15 protein-coding genes are annotated in these 17,579 nt (G+C 56.3%); 6 read left to right on the top strand and 9 right to left on the bottom strand.

Going from position 1 to position 17,579, the window contains the following annotated elements:
* Positions 1–54 precede the first annotated feature (54 nt).
* The 3 genes from mqnE to AC6IZD_RS10170 all read right to left on the bottom strand — a co-directional run bounded on the left by mqnE (position 55) and on the right by AC6IZD_RS10170 (position 2,552).
* Positions 55–1,209 (bottom strand): aminofutalosine synthase MqnE, encoded by a 1,155-nt coding sequence (mqnE, locus tag AC6IZD_RS10160; RefSeq protein WP_497783184.1) that lies wholly within the window; start codon positions 1,207–1,209, stop codon positions 55–57.
* Between the two features lie 113 nt (positions 1,210–1,322).
* Positions 1,323–1,469 (bottom strand): hypothetical protein, encoded by a 147-nt coding sequence (locus tag AC6IZD_RS10165; RefSeq protein ID WP_497783185.1) that lies wholly within the window; start codon positions 1,467–1,469, stop codon positions 1,323–1,325.
* A 120-nt stretch (positions 1,470–1,589) separates the two neighbouring features.
* Positions 1,590–2,552 carry an aldo/keto reductase gene (locus AC6IZD_RS10170; RefSeq protein ID WP_497783186.1) on the bottom strand — a complete coding sequence of 321 codons (963 nt, stop codon included), beginning with the start codon at positions 2,550–2,552 and terminating at the stop codon, positions 1,590–1,592.
* A 114-nt stretch (positions 2,553–2,666) separates the two neighbouring features.
* Here AC6IZD_RS10170 and AC6IZD_RS10175 point away from each other — a divergent pair, with 114 nt between their 5' ends.
* From AC6IZD_RS10175 to AC6IZD_RS10190, 4 genes are all read left to right on the top strand, one after another.
* Positions 2,667–3,545 (top strand): UbiA-like polyprenyltransferase, encoded by an 879-nt coding sequence (locus AC6IZD_RS10175; RefSeq protein WP_497783187.1) that lies wholly within the window; start codon positions 2,667–2,669, stop codon positions 3,543–3,545.
* Between the two features lie 166 nt (positions 3,546–3,711).
* Positions 3,712–4,212 carry a YciE/YciF ferroxidase family protein gene (locus tag AC6IZD_RS10180; RefSeq protein ID WP_497783188.1) on the top strand — a complete coding sequence of 167 codons (501 nt, stop codon included), beginning with the start codon at positions 3,712–3,714 and terminating at the stop codon, positions 4,210–4,212.
* 141 nt (positions 4,213–4,353) lie between these two features.
* Positions 4,354–4,932, top strand: coding sequence for a class IV adenylate cyclase (locus AC6IZD_RS10185; protein WP_497783189.1), 579 nt, complete (start codon positions 4,354–4,356; stop codon positions 4,930–4,932).
* A gap of 81 nt (positions 4,933–5,013) precedes the next feature.
* Positions 5,014–6,573 carry an ArnT family glycosyltransferase gene (locus AC6IZD_RS10190; RefSeq protein ID WP_497783190.1) on the top strand — a complete coding sequence of 520 codons (1,560 nt, stop codon included), beginning with the start codon at positions 5,014–5,016 and terminating at the stop codon, positions 6,571–6,573.
* A 62-nt stretch (positions 6,574–6,635) separates the two neighbouring features.
* Here the strand turns inward: AC6IZD_RS10190 and AC6IZD_RS10195 are convergent, their stop codons facing one another.
* Positions 6,636–9,077 carry a DUF6600 domain-containing protein gene (locus AC6IZD_RS10195; RefSeq protein ID WP_497783191.1) on the bottom strand — a complete coding sequence of 814 codons (2,442 nt, stop codon included), beginning with the start codon at positions 9,075–9,077 and terminating at the stop codon, positions 6,636–6,638.
* Positions 9,078–9,504: 427 nt separating this feature from the next.
* Here AC6IZD_RS10195 and AC6IZD_RS10200 point away from each other — a divergent pair, with 427 nt between their 5' ends.
* Positions 9,505–10,077: a hypothetical protein gene (locus AC6IZD_RS10200; protein ID WP_497783192.1), complete on the top strand. Its 573-nt coding sequence runs from the start codon at positions 9,505–9,507 to the stop codon at positions 10,075–10,077.
* A 6-nt stretch (positions 10,078–10,083) separates the two neighbouring features.
* Here the strand turns inward: AC6IZD_RS10200 and AC6IZD_RS10205 are convergent, their stop codons facing one another.
* The 4 genes from AC6IZD_RS10205 to secA all read right to left on the bottom strand — a co-directional run bounded on the left by AC6IZD_RS10205 (position 10,084) and on the right by secA (position 14,988).
* A complete protein-coding gene (locus AC6IZD_RS10205; RefSeq protein WP_497783193.1) occupies positions 10,084–10,476 on the bottom strand; it encodes a DinB family protein in 393 nt (130 codons plus the stop codon).
* Between the two features lie 250 nt (positions 10,477–10,726).
* Entirely contained in the window at positions 10,727–11,290 is a 564-nt protein-coding gene (locus tag AC6IZD_RS10210) for a general stress protein (protein ID WP_497783194.1), read from the bottom strand.
* An 18-nt stretch (positions 11,291–11,308) separates the two neighbouring features.
* Complete coding sequence (locus AC6IZD_RS10215) at positions 11,309–11,731, bottom strand: BON domain-containing protein (RefSeq protein WP_497783195.1); 423 nt, start codon at positions 11,729–11,731, stop codon at positions 11,309–11,311.
* A 236-nt stretch (positions 11,732–11,967) separates the two neighbouring features.
* A complete protein-coding gene (gene secA, locus AC6IZD_RS10220) occupies positions 11,968–14,988 on the bottom strand; it encodes a preprotein translocase subunit SecA (protein WP_497783196.1) in 3,021 nt (1,006 codons plus the stop codon).
* 210 nt (positions 14,989–15,198) lie between these two features.
* Here secA and ald point away from each other — a divergent pair, with 210 nt between their 5' ends.
* Positions 15,199–16,311 carry an alanine dehydrogenase gene (ald, locus tag AC6IZD_RS10225; protein ID WP_497783197.1) on the top strand — a complete coding sequence of 371 codons (1,113 nt, stop codon included), beginning with the start codon at positions 15,199–15,201 and terminating at the stop codon, positions 16,309–16,311.
* Positions 16,312–16,363: 52 nt separating this feature from the next.
* Here the strand turns inward: ald and AC6IZD_RS10230 are convergent, their stop codons facing one another.
* Complete coding sequence (locus tag AC6IZD_RS10230) at positions 16,364–17,383, bottom strand: ROK family protein (protein ID WP_497783198.1); 1,020 nt, start codon at positions 17,381–17,383, stop codon at positions 16,364–16,366.
* Between the last annotated feature and the right edge of the window lie 196 nt (positions 17,384–17,579).

The following is a 17,579-nucleotide window of genomic DNA, read 5'->3' on the forward strand; positions in this document are numbered from 1 at the left end:
AACAAAAGCCGCCATCTCGAAAGATGACGGCCAAAACCCTATTTACGATACGCGCTACACCGTAACCGTGACTGACGTTTCCGTGCGCGTCACAGGACGATATAATGTATCGCGTTCTACTGGCACGCGCCCCGCGGCTTCGATCAATCGAATGAGATCCTGCCGAGTCATGCCCTGCGGAGTAGTCGCACCGGCATCATGATATATCTTTTCTTCGACCACCGTGCCATCAATATCGTCGGCACCAAATCGCAACGCAATTTGCGCAATCTTCGGCGTCAGCATTTGCCAGTACGCCTTGATGTGCGGGAAATTATCCAACACTAATCGAGCCGCTGCAATCTGCTTCAAATCCAGCATTCCCGTGGTCCACGGTAGATGCTGCAACACCGTGTTATCCGGGTGGAAAGACAGTCCAATAAAGGTCTGGAACCCCTTTGTCTCATCCTGCAACGCGCGCAGCTTCAGCAGATGATCCACCCTGTCCTCATCACCTTCAATGTGCCCGTATAGCATCGTCGCATTCGACTTGATGCCAAGTAAATGTGCCTCGCGTGCAACTTCCAGCCACTCGTTTCCGTCAATTTTGTGATCGCAAATAATCGCTCTCACGCGTTCCGAGAAGATCTCTGCTCCGCCACCCGGCATCGAGTCCAGTCCTGCCTCTTTCAGCTTCAGCAACACATCCCGGATCGACATTTTGTTCAGCTTAGCGAAGAAGGCAATCTCAACCATCGTGAAGCCCTTCAAATGCACCTGAGGAAACCTCTGCTTTAACCCGCAAAGCATGTCGAGGAAGTACTGCAGAGGAAGTTCAGGGTGCAGGCCGCCCACAATGTGGAATTCCGTCACAGCTTCTGTATAGCCCGAGGCAGCCGAATCAAACACTTCTTGCAGCGCCATCGTATAGGCGCCCTCGGTTCCCTTCTTGCGCCCGAATGCGCACAACCGGCATGCTGCAACGCAAACGTTCGTGTGATTGATGTGGCGATTCACGTTGAAATACGCGATGTTGCCGTGCATACGCTCGCGCACGTAGTTAGCCAGCCAACCCACGGCCAAAACGTCGGCAGTACGGTAAAGCGTCAGGCCGTCATTCTCGTCGAGGCGCTCACCGGCAATCACCTTTTCGTGGATCGGCTTGAGCCTCGCGTCATCAGTTGAGAACTCGTGGCGCGGAGTCGCAATAGGGAAACGAATATCCGACATATCTCTCAATCATATCTCAAGCGAATCGGAATCTGCTGCCATAAAAAGCTGAGAGCACGCGTGCTTGGCGGTATCTGGCCTCGCACGCGGCCTCAAGATCCTCTTCAGGTAAATCAGGCAGCGGCGTGAGTGTCTCCCCACGCTTCTCTCAGCTTCTCAGCAGCTTCCTCGGCCGGAACAACATTGCGTGCTTTCGGTGTTTGAGACAGCATCCAGCCAACGACTCCCCACACCCCTACCAGCAACAGAAAAGACTTCATCCAGAGCACCTCTCCAAAGTGTCACAGGTATCCACCTGCGGCGGCGACAGAATCGGCCGCCTCTGTAGGATGCACCGAACCGCAAAACTCGCTATCGTTAGGTTCTCGGCCTAACCGTCACTACGCTGCCACGGTCTCAGAACTCGCCTGATTCAATTTCTCGACGAGCTCTGCCGAAAGCTCAACCTTCGTAGCTCCGATGAGTTCCTGCAATTGATCCACCTTCGTTGCGCTCGCAATCGGAACCGTAATACTCGGGCGCGCCATAAGCCATGCAAGCGCAACCTGCGCAGGCTTCGCGTTCAACTCACGCGCAACCTCGTTCAGCACCTGAACAATCCTCATTCCCCGGTCGTTGAAATACTTCTTCAGCATCCCTGCCCTCGGAACGCTGGCTGCCTGCTCTGCCGAGGTGTACTTTCCACTCAGGAACCCGCTAGCCAGGGAGAAATATGGAATCACTCCCAACCCGTGCTTCAAGCAAACCGGTTCCAGCGTCGATTCATACTTGCCGCGGTCATACAGGTTGTACTCCGGTTGCAGAGTCTCGTATCGTGGCAGATTCATGTTCCGGCTGATGTCCAGCGAAGACTCGATCCGCTCTGCCGTGAAGTTCGAACACCCGATCGCGCGAACCTTCCCTTCCTTGATCAGCTCCGCATACACGCGCAGAGTCTCCTCTTGTGGCGTGCTCTCGTCATCGCGATGAGATTGATACAAGTCGATGTAGTCCGTCTGTAGCCGCTTTAATGATTCTTCTACTTCCGCGCGGATGTACTTCGCTGACAATCCCTTTTTCCCCTCGCCCATCGGGGAGCCTACCTTCGTGGCGAGGATCACTTTGTCACGATTCCCGCGTGCCTTGAACCATTTCCCGATGATTGTTTCCGACTCTCCGCCCTTGTTTCCCGGAGCCCAAGTCGAGTAGCTATCCGCCGTATCAACGAAGGTCAGTCCGCTCCCCAGCAACGCATCCAGCAGTTCAAAACTGCGATTCTCGTCGGCTGTCCATCCAAACACGTTTCCGCCAAAGCAAAGCGTAGGAACTTCAATTCCAGAATGACCGAGTTGTCTTTTCTTCATCGAACATAGTCCTCTTACTTTCTTCTGATGACACGCACATCCCTGCGGTGCAGAATTTGCGGGCACGATACAATAGCCTCAGACCTGAATCTCTGTTCGCGAGTCGCACGATACATGCTGCACAACGTCTTACACAATATCCGCGTTACGCTGGAAATGATTAAGTGGGAGCATTCGTTCCTGACGCTTCCTTTCGGACTTACTGGCGCGGTCATCGCTGCGAATGGCATTCCCCCACTCCGCACGCTGGGCTGGATCTGCATTGCGATGATCGCTGCACGCTCTGCCGCGATGGCCTTCAATCGATTGGTCGATGCCGATATTGATGCGCTCAACCCGCGCACATCGATTCGCGCCATTCCTGCCGGACTTCTCACTCGCGCGTTCGTTCTTGGCTTCACCCTCGCTACATCCCTGATCTTCTTCTTCGCAGCCTGGATGCTAAATCCGCTCGCATTCCGCTTGTCACCCGTTGCCCTGGTTATTATCTGCGGTTATTCCTACACAAAGCGCTTCACCCGCTGGGCTCACCTGTTTCTCGGGTTCGCAATGGGAATCGCCCCCACTGCCGCCTGGGTTGCCGTTCGTGGCACGCTCGACCCGCGAATGCTCATCGTGACTGCCGCTGTCATGTTCTGGGGTGGAGGCTTCGACATCCTTTACAGCTGCCAGGATTATCACTACGACATCGCCAGCGGCCTGCATTCGGTGCCGTCGTCTTTCGGAATCGCCGGAGCTCTCCGCCTCGCGCGCATGTTCCACATCATTGCGTTCGTTTTCTTCGCCTGGATGCTATGGAGCTTCGGACTCGGCCACCTCGCCATCATTGGCGTCGCCATCACCGGCCTTGCGCTCTTCTATGAGCACACTCTTGTGAAGGCTAATGATTTGAGCCGCTTGAATGCCGCCTTCTTTACCACCAACGGCTTCATCTCCATGCTCATTCTCTTCGCTATCACCGCCGATCGCCTTCTACAATCGCATCGCGGCTAATTGCATCGTTTCTGACGAAGTCACACCGTGGTCAGCCTCTACACGGCCCTGTGACTTCGTCTTACTGCAGACACAGCGCTTCCTTCTCACAGCACGTGTTCTTGGCTCGAAATGTCGGGGCAAACGGAGCCATGGCGCCAACATCGTATTCGCCGAGGAGAGAAACATGGCACTCGAAATCGATAACCTTAATCAGTTCTTCGTCGAGCAACTCCGGGATCTCTACGACGCCGAGCAGCAGATCATACAAGCGCTGCCAAAGCTCATTGAGAATTGCAGCAGTAACGATCTCAAGAATGCTCTTCAGCAGCATTACGACATCACGATTAAACAGATTTCACGCTTGCGCCAGGTGTTCCAATCCCTCGGACGTGAACCTGAAGGCGAGACCTGTCGAGGGATGCAAGGCATCATTGCCGAAGGGGAAGGTCTGCTTGGCAAAGTGAGAAACCCGGAGGTACGCGATGCCGGCATCATCACTGCAGCACAGCGGGTTGAGCACTACGAGATTGCCGGATACGGATCAGCCAAGACCTACGCACGCGAACTCGGATTGAAACCGGTTGAGCAGACACTTGAGGAGATTCTGAATCAGGAAAAGGAAGCCGACCAAATGCTTACCGGACTTGCCGAAAGCATCAACATCCAGGCCAAGAACGCCGCCTGACCTCAGCAGCCTCTATCGGTGCGGGCCGCGTTGTTCTGCGTGTAAAAACGCGAACACGCGCGGCCGAACGATGCCCGTGATCACTCACTGCAACCGCGGGTTTTGCCTCTCACGTCGACTTTCCATTATCCTGAGCATCTCATGACGGCCCACAATAACGACGAAGTCGAAATCAAGTTTCTCGTCCACGACGTTGACTCTCTTCTCCGTTCGCTTGCCGCTGCGGGCTTGCACGAAGCCACTCCCTCCACCTTCGAGTCCAACACTCTCTACGACAATGCATCCGGTGACCTGCGCCGCGCTGGTGAGGTGCTTCGCCTCCGCCTCTATTGCGATAAGTGGAGGATCACGCACAAGACTCGCGGCACAGCCACCAAGCACAAGAGCCGCATTGAACACGAAACCGGACTCGCCAAAGGTGAAGAGATGCACGCGATCCTCACGGCTCTTGGCTACCGTCCCTCATTCCGATATGAGAAGTACCGCGCTGAGTGGACCGACGGCGAAGGCGAAGTCGTGATAGACCGCACGCCCATCGGCGTTATTGCTGAGATCGAAGGCTCTCCCGACTGGATCGACCGCACAGCCAAAGTCCTTGGCATCGTCGAGCGCGATTACATCACGTCGTCCTATGCCGAGATGTTCTCACAATGGAAGCAGCGCACCAGCAGCCCGGCCCAGAACATGACTTTTGAGGAATGTGGCGCACCTCGGCCGTAGTTCCGCGTCATTCAATACGGAACCGCACTGCGCAAATCGGCGTATCTTTTCGTGCAAGGACTCCCCCTGGTAAGGACCTCGATGAGCACATTTCCTGACGTCTCCACGCCGTCCATCTCTAGTCCAGCGACGACACGCGCTACACCCTCTGCGGTGTGGATTATCTCAGGCGCTGTTTTCGCGCTTTTGATGGCATTGTCGCCGCGTTACGGCTATTTCCGCGATGAACTCTACTACTTTGCCTGCGGAGAGCATCCCGCGTGGGGTTATGTCGATCAGCCTCCGCTCATCTGCTGGACAGCGTGGCTGCTTGAACACACTATTGGAACTTCGCTCTATGCACTGCGTCTGCTGCCAGCGCTCGCTGCAGCGGCCAGCGTGTGGATCACAGCCCGCCTTGCCCGTGAACTAGGCGGCTCCCGTCTTTCCGAAATCTTCGCCGCGATCGTCGCCGCTTCCATGCCGGTCATGATGGGCATGGCGCACCTGTTCACGATGAATATCTTCGACTTCGTTTTCTGGACACTCCTTGCGCTCATCCTTGTGCGCCTTGAAAACACCAGAAATGTGCGGCTCTGGATCTGGTTCGGAGCACTCACGGGCGTCACCATACTGAACAAGTACGGAGTGGTCTTCTTCCTATTCACCTTGTTGCTGGGAACGCTCATCACCTCTTGGCGTCGCTGGCTCGCAACGCCCAGGTTCTGGCTTGGCGTGCTGATCGCTGTCCTCATCCCTCTGCCGAATTTACTCTGGCAGTGGAGTCGCCATTTCCCCTTCCTTGAGCTCATGTCCAACATTCGTCACAATGGACGCGACGTCGCCTTGCCACCGCTCGCCTTCTTCCTGCAGCAACTTCAAATTGTCAATCCCGTCTCGATGCTCGTCGTTATCTGCGGACTCATCTTCCTTTTGCGCAGCAAACGGTATCGTCCCCTTGGCGTTGCTTTTGCAGCGTTCTACATCCTGATGATGTTGATGAAGGCGAAGAACTATTACCTCGCTCCTGTCTATCCACTGATGTTCGCTGCCGGTGCCGTCGCCGTGACAGAGTGGAGCAACCGTCCGCGTCTGCGCTGGATCCCCGCCACTATCGGCGCTCTGGCGATGGTCGTGTTCGTTCTCGCCATGCCGATCCTCGTACCGGTCCTCACCGTCCCTCAGTTCCAGAAATACGTACAGATCACCGGAATCAAGCCACCTGAATTTGAGCACCACCGCGCCGCAGCCCTGCCGCAGCTTTATGCTGACATGTTCGGATGGGATGAAATGGCTGCAAAAGCGGCCGCCTTCTACAACTCACTCACTCCAGAACAGAAACAAAACACGGCTATTTGGGCCGATAACTACGGAGAGGCAGGCGCAATCGACTTCTTCGGTCCACGCTATGGGCTTCCCAAAGCTCTCTCTGGCCACCAGAGTTACTTCCTCTGGGGACCGCGCAATTATCATCGCCCCGACGTGATAGATCTCGGATCTCGTGACGATGAGGCCCTTCGGCGCCAATGCGACTCGGTGCGAGTTGTCGGCCACGTCGAGCATCCATTGTCCCGAACTGAAGAGCACTTCGACATCTACTACTGCCAGGGCCTCCACATGGATTTCCAGCAGGCGTGGCCTAGTTTGAAACGCTGGAACTAGCTTTCCTTCGAGCAAAAGAATGCGGGCCCTCGCAGGCCCGCATTTATTGCCCTTCGCTTGTCTTACTTGTCGTTCCGGTCCTTATCCTTGTTGTCTTTCGCCGGAGGCGGAGCATTGCGATGTTCTCCTTGCGGACGCTCCGCTTGTACATTTCTTACCGGAGCAACTTCACGCGGAGGAGCGGCCTCGCGACTTTGCGGACGCGCAGGTGCGACTTCCCTCGCCTGTGGTTGCGGGCGCTGCGGCGCCGCTTCCCTCACAGGAGGCTGCGTGTTGCGTGCCGGAGCCGGTACTGGCTGCTGACGAGGTGGGACCGGTTCACGCGCAGGAGCAACGTCGCGGCTCGGCATCGTGCTGCGAGGCGGAACGGACGGAACCACCTCACGTCCTTGCGGAACATCCCGATTCGGCCTTGCATCATGAGGCGGAGCCACCGCACGCACCGGAGGCGGCGTATCCCGTACGGGAGCTCCCTGCTGTACGTTTGGCACACTCGCCGCGGGCGCCTGACGCCCAGTGTTGCCATATGAGGACGCGGGAGTCCGCTGCTGATTGTCATTCGGACGCCCCGCCGGATACTGCATTCCGCCAGCCTGTGGAGGCCGTGGCACATTGCGTCCAGGTCGATTCTCTTCCTGGTTCACGGTTGCATTCGGAGGCTGCGGAACCGGACGCTGAACCGTATTCGAAGGAGCGGTCGGTTTCGCTACCTGCTGATTACCAATGGGCTGGGTTGCCGGTTGATGATTCACTAGCGGAGGTCTGCCTGCCTGCTGATTCTGTGCAGGAGCTTGGGTCCGGAAGTCTGGCCGCCCTACCTGTTGATTCCCCTCAGGCCGATTCACCACCGGAGGTCTAGCTGCTTGCTGATTCTGTGCGGGCTGACCGACGACCGAAGGCCGTCCGGGCTGAGCGTTCGGCTGACCTACCCCTGGCAGCCTTCCGGCATTCACCGGAGCCCCAGCGGGTTGAATGTTCCGAGGAGCAGGGGGATTGGCTCTCCGAAGATCGTTTCGCGCCGCGGCGTCCAGCGGAACACCACGATTCCGCTCCAGTAAAGGCCGCTGCTGGTCAAACTTCACCGGCTGTGGAGGAGGAGCCACTCTCGCCACCACGTCCCGCCTCGGCATCACCACGTGCTCCGGCACTCGCGCAGGAGGATGCCCTCCCAGCACCGCTTCTTTCGTCGGAACCACTTCCGCTGCCGTCACAACGCGTGCGCGTCCTATCGCATTCGGAGGAACCACAACAAAGTTTCCTCTGAGCGGCCTTCCGGCAGCCAAAGCATTGCTCGGAGCGCCCGTAACCGCACCACGCACAACGACGTTCTCATAGTGAATGTTGTTGATCGTCGTATTGCGCACATTCACGTTCGTGGTTGAGTAGTAGTTGTTGATTACCGTCACATTCACCACGCGCGAGTTCGAGATGTTCACTTGGCGCGCATACCGAGGACTCGCGTGATAGGCCGGAATGTAAGGATCGTGCCAGCCGAGCGGGAACCAGGCCACACCGTTTCCGATCCCGACCGAAACAGAGAAGCTCGGCCCGCCCACCCAAGCTACTAGCGCCGGAGCATACACTGGCCGCACTGCGACCGGCCCGGGAACCCATCCCCACCTGTCGTGCACGCACACCCAGCGGCCATAGTGGAACGGAGCGAAGCCCCAAGGAGCATCATCAACCCACGTCCATCCCCAAGGTTCAATCCACGCCCAATGTCCTTCGCGATACGGTGCCCATCCCGCATGCATGCGCGGATACCAGACTGTGCCATACGTTGGCGTGGATTCCCAGTATCCTGCATCGTCCAAGTCTTCGTACCCAACCGTTCCTGCTGCTACATATCTGGCGGAATTCGAGGAGATCTCGCGCTGCTCGCGCACTGCACACCAATCGTCAAATCCATCCCGAGCCGGTATGCGACCTCTGGTGAATGAAAGCGACTGCCCTCCGCTGAATACAAACTGGTCTCCACCACGCACACGCACGGCGTTTCCCTGCCCGGTAACTTCGCCGTCACCTCTACGCACCGTTATCCAGCTCTGATCCTGATCGGGGATGACGTCGAACCGGTAGTCGCCCGGGCGCGTCACTGTGTATGCGAAATTCGGGGTATCGACCTCGACTATTTCGCCCGGATTCAGATAGCGAACCGCGAGATTCAAGACGCCCTGATCCAATTCAATCTGTGTCGTCTGATCATTCAGGTTCGTAATCGTGACACTCGTTTCGCTACCCATGCGCAGTGCTGATGAAGCCATCGTCAGTTCTGCGCGTGCGTCGCGATCCGTCCAAATTCTGTCGGCAGTCGTGAGTGGACGATTCAGGCCCGCCGCGACCCAGTCATCCACGCCCCCCGGCTGCATCGAAACCTCTCCCTGGAGGTATTGGAGGCGCATAACGCGGCTCGGCGGATCATCCTGATCCTGTGCAAGTGCCAGTCCGCTGATCGCCAACACGGCAAATGCAACTAGAATCTTGAACCGTAACGATGACTTCATCGTCTTCTCCTTAATCTGAATACATAGCTGTAAGCAGCAATGAGTTCCATTTCATCTCTGATGATCTAACACGAGAACCAGCCCCGGGTTTCGATTTCGGTGAAAAAGAGTTCGCAGCCCATTCTGTCGCAGAAACTGTACTCACATCCGACAGCCAAATCGAACTTTACCGCTGCCTGAACACTACCCTCCGTGCATACCAGCAACTCTCGCCAGCATCTTTCATTTCCGATTGCCCAATTCGGGAATTCTGCCGTCCGCAGGCAAACGATGCTCCATTTCATTTTGTTCTTGCCTCTGCCGTGAGAATCGTAGTACTTAACGCTGCGCACATGAGGGATGTGCCGGCGGAGCAAGGGCCAGCGACTCACAACAACGTTCCCGCTTCTCGACGGCATCTCACATCAGTGGAAAGGAGTGTACCTCCATGACCTCCCCAACACCACGCCCCGAACCTCCCGAACCCGATGCCGCTCATGTCCCAATGACCGAGGAGTTCGACAGCCTCAAGCACACCATGCCCAATGCCGTTCCAATGGCAATTGCCATGTTGGTTGTTGCCGTGGTCGTTGGCATTCTCGCGTTTATTTTGCGCGCGAAGCCGGTTGCCTCTGGATCAATCGACGATGCAGTCGCGGTTACGATCCCCGGACAGAACAATTCGATTGCGCTGGTGAACGTCACGTTCAAGAACGTGACTGAGAAGCCTCTTCGGCTGATGAACGTGAACATTTCCGTGCACGCGAAAGGTTCCGACTTCGCAGACAATTTCGGCTCGGCGACCGACTTTCCACGTTACTTTGCAGGATTCCCGGCTCTCCAGCAACACGCGCGTGAAGGACTATTTCGAGACCTGAAGCTTGCGCCCAATCAGAGCGCATCCGGATCCGTAATCGTCTCATTGCCACTCACGCAAGAGGAGTTCAATGCGCGCGACTCGATGACCGCGACGCTGACGTTCGACGGCCATCCACCGGTGAAGATCACGACTAAGAAGTGACTAACCCTAGCTCTTGATCATCTCCCAGATACGCGCCAGGTGATGATCATCATGCTCGGTGACGAAATACAAATGGTCCAATAACCGCATCGGCTGCTTGAGCCGCGGGTGGACCATCGAGTGTTCCAAGAGCACAGGGTCTAGCGATTCCACGCGCTCCATCAATCGCCGCCGCGACGCGCGAAAGCACCCGAGAATGTCCTCCAACTCCCGCGCATTGTGATTTGCCTCGAAGGTCTTCCGATTCGCCAAGTCCGCAACGGTCAGAGCGCCCCGGCCTTCGAGAAAGTCCTCAACCCGCGCCAACCAGAGAGATTCAAGATCAGCCAAGTGCCCGGCATGCTCCTGCGCGGACCACTTCTCTACCTCTGGCTTGCGCACCATCACCTCACGCGCCACACCCGAAGCATCTCCTCCATCCGCGCCGGAGTCCCTCGCAGCCTCACGAATACATTCGGATACAACTCGACTGGAAACGCAAACTCAAACTTCCGCTCAAACCAAAGTGTCGTCTGCATACAGTCTTCATTGGATGAACCACGCGGCGCAAAAAATTCATTGCGCAAATCTTTGTTGAGCGCATGCGAAATAAAAGGGGCGGATGATCCGCCCCTTTCTGTTGTGCGCCGAACAACTCCGAGCGCGTTGTTCAGCTGACCTTACGATACGGCCGATCGGATTTTTCGAAGTCCGCAGACGCCTCTCCTGCGGAAGAGATATCCTGCGCTCCGGTTCGGCTCAAAATGTCTTTTGCCCTTCTGGTCCAGTCGGAGTCATCACAGTGCACCGAGAGCAGGATGTTTCCTTGCTTCACCTGTCCCTCAAACCTCTTCGCTTCATACTCGGGAATGCCCATGCCGATTAGAGCTCCGGCGATTCCGCCGATGGCACCGCCAGCACCCAAACCAGCTAAAGCTCCGACGATTGGCCCAGCAGCGATCAGTGGGCCAACACCGGGGATCGCAAGCGCCCCGATGCCGGCCAGCCAGCCAAGTCCGCCGCCGATCACCGCTCCGGTGCTTGCGCCGGTTGTGGCACCTTCAGGAGCCTTGGTCGCTTTCTCGTGTGCAAATTCCTTCGTACCCTCGTTATCCGAGAACAGTACGGAGATGTCTTCACTGCGGAAATTGTGAGCGCGCAATTCATCTACAGCGAGCTCAACGGCACGCCGACTCTGGTAGAGGCCGTACACAGCTGTATTCTTTCCCGCCATTCATTCCTCCTGTAGCTATTACTGGTTGGCCATCGCAGATGGCTTGTTGGTCACCGAAATATCACTCTTGATCTTGTCCTGCCCCACGGCTTCGGACGCCTTTGCTTCCACTGCTTGTTTCTCGGAGTCCGAATGCACAGGGCCCTTCAGTGTGACGGTGCCATCTTTGGCTATCACCTTGATGTTGTGAGCATAAGTCGAGAGCGACTTGTCGGAGACGATGGCGCGACGAACTTTTCGCGCAAGTTCACGGTCCGACGTATTCTCTTTCTGCTGATCAGCCGTGGGTTCTGACTTGTCGCGATCTCTTGTGTTTTGCTTCGTGTTGTCTGCAGCGTGCTCTTTGTCCGAGGTCTGATCCTGTGCCACTGCGAGGCGGACACCTCCGAGGGCCACCAATCCCGCAAGGACCAGCGTAGACAGTGCTCTGCCCTTTATCATTCCTGCCTCCATTCATTGTGGTTATCGACTGTAGGATGGAATCGGGACGGCAGAAGATGTAATGCTAGAGCTGTTGTCTTGTAGCATCAAGGGATTGGCCCTGGAACAAGTAACGCGCGTGAGTTAGGGGTACTGCTACACGCCGTTGCGATGGCAGAAATCGAGCGATTCACTCGCTCAACTTGAACTAAAAAAGCCCCGGATCATAGCTCCGGGGCTTCCAAATCGCCGGGGCCTTACGCATTCGCCCCGTGACACTTCTTGTACTTCTTTCCGCTGCCGCAGTAGCAAGGATCATTGCGTCCGATCTTGTCGCCGCGAACCACCTGCTGAACGGCTTCTGCCGGACCTGCTCCCGCACGACGTGCCTGTTCCAGTTCCCGCTCTTTCTTCCGCTGGAACTGCTTTTCGACATCATCGAGCGAAGTCTGCATCCGCCGCGGAGCATGCTGCACGGGTTCAGCCTCAACCGCGGGGCCGGAGTACTGCAACTGTTCCGCCGCGCCGGTGCTGCCCATTCTCGGACCGCCGCCTACCGCTGCCGCATAGCTGATCTCGTCTCCGTTCTCATCGACCACGCGCATCATGTACAGGAAGCGGACGGTGTCCTCTTCGAAGTGCTGCATCATGTCTTCGAACAGGTTGAACGATTCCCTCTTGTACTCAACCAGTGGATCGTGCTGCCCATAGCCGCGCAGTCCGATGCCTTCTTTCAGGTGGTCCATCATGAGCAGATGGTCTTTCCACAACTGGTCGAGCACGCTCAGCATGATCACGCGCTCGTGATGCCGCATGGCCTCCGAGCCGATCAGCTTTTCCTTCGCCTCGTAGCGCGCAATCAGCCGATCGAAAATCGCATCCCCTAGCTCGTGATGATTGAGCTTCTGCGGTTCGACACCTTCTGCCAGGATGTCCACTCCGAAGCGGCTGTAAACTTCCGTCTTCAGCCCTTTGATGTCCCAGTTTTCCGGATGAACATCTTCGCCAGCGAACTTCTCCAGGATTCCGCCCAGAATGTCGCGAACGTAATCCTGCTGGATCATCTCTTTCTGCTCGGAACCTTCGAGCAACTGGCGGCGCAGGCTGTATACGGCCTCGCGCTGCTTGTTCATCACGTCGTCGTACTCGAGCAAATGCTTACGAGCTTCGAAGTTCTGGGCTTCCACCGCCTTCTGTGCCGCTTCGATACGGCGCGTGATCAAGCCAGACTCGATCGGAATGCCTTCTTCCATGCCAAGCTGACGGAGCAGGTTCGACACCCACTCCTTGGCAAAGATCCTCATCAGGTCGTCTTCCAGCGACAGATAGAACCGCGAAGCGCCGGGATCGCCCTGACGTCCTGCGCGGCCTCTCAACTGGTTGTCAATGCGGCGTGACTCGTGGCGTTCGGTGCCCAGGATAAATAGGCCACCAGCGCTAATCACCTGCGCGTGCTCCGAGTCAGTTTCAGCCTTGTACTTCGCCAGCAGTTCCGCCCACGTCTCTGCCGGAATGCTGAATTCCTGCCCCTGGTAGTACCAGTAGGCCGTCGTCGGATCATCGGGGCGTGCTTCGACCCCACCCGCAACCGCTTTGACCGCTGTTGCAAGTCCGCGCTTCAAGGCTTCCTGCTTGGCCATGAATTCAGGATTGCCACCCAGCAAGATATCCGTGCCGCGGCCTGCCATGTTCGTGGCAATGGTCACCATGCCATATCGACCAGCTTGGGCAACAATCTCGGCTTCACGTTCATGGAATTTCGCGTTCAGAACTACGTGCTTGATGCCTTTTTTCTTCAGAAGATCGCTAAGCCGCTCCGATTTCTCAATCGAAGTCGTGCCCACAAGCACAGGCTGGTTATTCTCGTGAATGCGCGCGATCTCGTCGGCTACGGCGAAGTACTTTTCCTTCTCCGTGCGATACACGACGTCCTTATTCTCAACGCGCAGCAGAGGCTTGTTGGTCGGAATCACCACGACTTCAAGCTTGTAGATCTTCTCGAATTCGGCGGCCTCGGTCTCTGCCGTACCGGTCATGCCCGCAAGCTTCGTATACATGCGGAAGTAGTTCTGGAAGGTGACCGTCGCCAACGTCTGGTTTTCGCGCTCGATCTTCACGCCTTCCTTGGCTTCCACGGCCTGATGCAAGCCGTCTGACCAGCGGCGTCCCGGCATCAGTCGTCCTGTGAATTCGTCAACAATGAGGACTTCGCCGTCCTTCACAACGTATTCAACGTCGCGCTTGTAGAGGTTGTGCGCCTTCACCGCGACTTCCACATGATGCTTCAGGTCCCAGTTTTCCGGGTCGGCAATATTCTCCACACCCAGCAACTTCTCAACCTTTACCCAGCCCGCTTCGGTGACCATCGCGTTCCTGTGTTTTTCATCGATCACGAAGTCGCCGGTATAGATCTTCTCGTTCGGTTCGGCTCCGGGCAGTTCTTCGCCCTTTTCGAGCTTCGGAATGATCACGTTGACCCGGGCGTACTTGTCCGTGGACTCCTCACTCGCGCCGCTGATGATCAAAGGCGTACGGGCTTCGTCGATCAGGATCGAGTCGACTTCGTCCACGATGCTGAAGTTGTGTCCACGCTGCACACAGTCGCGCATGTCAAACTTCATGTTGTCGCGCAGATAATCGAATCCGAACTCGTTGTTCGTTCCGTATGTGATGTCACAGGCATATGCTGCCTGCCGCTGCGCGTCGTCTAGGTCGTGGACGATGACGCCCACCGTCATTCCCAGGAAGCTGTACAGCTTGCCCATCCACTCCGAGTCGCGCTTCGCCAAGTAGTCATTTACCGTGACCACGTGCACGCCACGTCCTGAGAGTGCATTCAGATACACCGGAAGAGTCGCAACAAGGGTTTTCCCTTCGCCGGTCTTCATTTCGGCGATGCGTCCCGAGTGCAGCACCATGCCGCCGATCAGCTGTACGTCAAAGTGCCTCATATTCAGGACTCGGCGTCCGGCCTCGCGCACAACAGCAAAGGCCTCCTCCAGAATCGAATCCAGCACCTCTTCGATCGCCTGATTCTGCTCCTTGTCCCAAGCTTTCCGGCGATCTGCGTCGAGCTCTTCTGCGGGGGGTTCCTGCAGTTGGGCGAGGCGGTCCTGCACCTTTTGGCGGAATTCGTCGGTCTTGGCGCGCAACTCCGCGTCGGTCAACTTCTGTATTTCGGGCTCCAGCGCATTGATGCTGGCCACGCGCGGCATCAGCTTCTTCACTTCACGCTCGTTGTGTGTCCCGAAAACCTTTGCTATGAGAGAGTTAATCAATTTCGATGTTCCTTCAGGTGCTTACCGGCCGCCGATCGATCGAGAAATCAGCTTCTTTGCCACACGCACCGCTCCAGTGAAAAGCCTACCATACCGACTGCACCCTGCTCACCCTTGTCAGATTCCACTAACACACCCGTGAGTAGAAGTTTAGTATGGACGTGACCCGGAATCATTCGGATGACTTCAACTCATTGAGGTAGATGTACCTTGATCGTCGGTGTCCCTAAAGAAATCAAAGACCACGAAACCCGAGTAGGTATAACCCCTGCAGGCGCTAAGGCCTTGGTAGATGCCGGACATAAAGTCCTGGTTGAAACCTCGGCGGGCGAACTTTCCGCCTTTCCCGACAGCGAATACGTCGCCGCTGGAGCTGAAATCATCGGCAATGCCGCACAGGTTTGGGCAGCAGCCGACATGATTGTAAAAGTGAAGGAGCCGATTTCTCAGGAAGTTCAGTACTTCCGTGAGGGGCTGACGCTTTTCACGTACCTTCACCTCGCCCCTGCCCCGGAACTCACGGACAGCTTGCTCAAGAAGAAGATGACCGGTATCGCTTACGAAACTATTCTCGACCGAGCCGGAACTCTTCCCTTGCTGACGCCGATGTCCGAAGTAGCTGGCCGTATGGCGGTTCAGGTTGGCGCCACATATCTTGAGAGTGAGCACGGTGGACGTGGCTTGCTTCTCGGCGGAGTCCCCGGTGTTCCTCCCGCAAACGTTTGCGTCATCGGAGGCGGCATTGTTGGAACGAACGCCGCCCGCGTCGCCCTCGGCTTTGGCGCACAGGTCACCATCGTTGACCTGAACCTAAACCGACTGCGCGAGATTGACGAAGTCTACAATGGCCGAATTTACACTCTGGCCTCGAACGCCTATAACGTGAGCCGCGCTGTTCAGGAAGCCGATCTTGTCGTCGGAGGCGTGCTCATCCCGGGTGCCACCACACCTAAGATTGTGACCCGCGAGATGGTGACCAAGATGAAGAAGGGTGCGGTGATCGTCGATGTCGCTATCGACCAGGGTGGCTGCGTTGAAACAGCGCACCCAACCACTCACAGCAACCCGTCTTATACGGAATATGGTGTCGTGCATTATTGCGTCACGAACATTCCTGCCGCCGTTCCCCACACGTCAACCCTTGCTCTCACCAACGCGACTTTCCCGTATGTAATGAAGCTCGCCAAGAATGGCATCGAAGGCACGCTCCGTCACAGCAAGGAAATCCACGAGGGCGTAAATACCTTCCAAGGCAAGCTGACCTACAAGGCGGTTGCTGAATCGCAGCACAAGCAATGGGCGCCAATAGCTGAACTCGTCTAGACAATAAAACGGCTACCCGCACAGGGTAGCCGTTTCACAAATCAATCGAGAACTACAACAATCCGGTCTCTCGAGCCATGGTCAGCGCCTCAATTGCTGCGCCCCTTGCCCCGGCCGTATCGCCGTTCGGCATTGCGTAAAGTGGAATTCCAGCCTGCTCTTCGCGCTGGGTCGGCATTCCCTTCTTCACTTCCGCCAGGAACCAGTTCTTGAAGTTTTCACTTGCTTCGAGAACGCCACCACCAAGAATGAATGCATCCGGATCGAACGTATTCACCATGACGTCGAAGAACAACCCAAGAGCGTGCGCCTGAACCTTGAAGATTTCCAGGCTCATCTCGTCGCCCTTGTCGGCATAGCTCCTTACAAGCTTGGCTGCTTCGTGAATGTTCCCCAGCTTGCCGAGTTCGTGGTTCGGATACTTCTTCAGGAAGTGTGGAAGCAACGTGCGCTCAATTGCTGTGAGCGAGGCCAGCGACTCGAGATCGCCAACCCTTCCGCAATTGCAATTAGGAGTAACGCCGTCAATGGACTTGATCGACTGATAAGGAATCAGACAATGTCCTAGTTCGCCGCCGAATCCGACTTTGCCCTTCAGCACGCTACCTTCGATGATTACTCCACCACCGGTTCCTGTTCCGATCACCACGGAAACGGACGTCTGCTTCCCTTCCGTGCCGAACAGTGAAAAGTGTCCCCACAGAGCACCAGCATTGGCATCGTTCAAATATGTGACAGGCTTGCCGAGCTTCTTGGCCATGTGCTCGCGGATGTCGAAGCCCTTCCAGTTTTCATGTACGAAGTTCGTCGAACCCCGCGCGCTCAATACTCCCGATGAACTTGCCGGTCCCGGCGTATCCAGGCCCACAGCAACGATATCCGCCAGACTCACGCCGCATTTACCGGCCACAATCTTCAGCCCATCTTCAATCTGCTGCAGGCAGACATCCGGCCCCTGCTTTGTCAGCGCCGGATGCTCGCACAGTCCCTCGACGAGGAACTTGTTGTCTTTATTGACAAGCGTATAGTTGATCGCTGTCCCGCCTAGATCGACTCCCGCAACTACTTGCACTTGTATGATCTCCAATTATGCCGAGATAACTTACCGAAAGTAGCCTAGCAGAAAATACATAAGTGTTGTCCTCTACCCCAAGCAGATTTCTCACTGATTCCCATCTTTGGCAGAACCTGAATTCTAACTAACGATACTGAGCGGAACGATATTGCTTTCCTCCTTGTTTAAACCTATTAGAATTGACGAGCACATT

It is taken from the genome of Koromonas humicola (assembly GCF_059726255.1).

Coding starts and splice junctions, on each gene's coding strand:
- mqnE (WP_497783184.1), bottom strand. CDS start 1,209: ATGTCGGATATTCGTTTCCCTATTGCGACTCCGCGCCACGAGTTCTCA.
- AC6IZD_RS10165 (WP_497783185.1), bottom strand. CDS start 1,469: ATGAAGTCTTTTCTGTTGCTGGTAGGGGTGTGGGGAGTCGTTGGCTGG.
- AC6IZD_RS10170 (WP_497783186.1), bottom strand. CDS start 2,552: ATGAAGAAAAGACAACTCGGTCATTCTGGAATTGAAGTTCCTACGCTT.
- AC6IZD_RS10175 (WP_497783187.1), top strand. CDS start 2,667: ATGCTGCACAACGTCTTACACAATATCCGCGTTACGCTGGAAATGATT.
- AC6IZD_RS10180 (WP_497783188.1), top strand. CDS start 3,712: ATGGCACTCGAAATCGATAACCTTAATCAGTTCTTCGTCGAGCAACTC.
- AC6IZD_RS10185 (WP_497783189.1), top strand. CDS start 4,354: ATGACGGCCCACAATAACGACGAAGTCGAAATCAAGTTTCTCGTCCAC.
- AC6IZD_RS10190 (WP_497783190.1), top strand. CDS start 5,014: ATGAGCACATTTCCTGACGTCTCCACGCCGTCCATCTCTAGTCCAGCG.
- AC6IZD_RS10195 (WP_497783191.1), bottom strand. CDS start 9,077: ATGAAGTCATCGTTACGGTTCAAGATTCTAGTTGCATTTGCCGTGTTG.
- AC6IZD_RS10200 (WP_497783192.1), top strand. CDS start 9,505: ATGACCTCCCCAACACCACGCCCCGAACCTCCCGAACCCGATGCCGCT.
- AC6IZD_RS10210 (WP_497783194.1), bottom strand. CDS start 11,290: ATGGCGGGAAAGAATACAGCTGTGTACGGCCTCTACCAGAGTCGGCGT.
- AC6IZD_RS10215 (WP_497783195.1), bottom strand. CDS start 11,731: ATGATAAAGGGCAGAGCACTGTCTACGCTGGTCCTTGCGGGATTGGTG.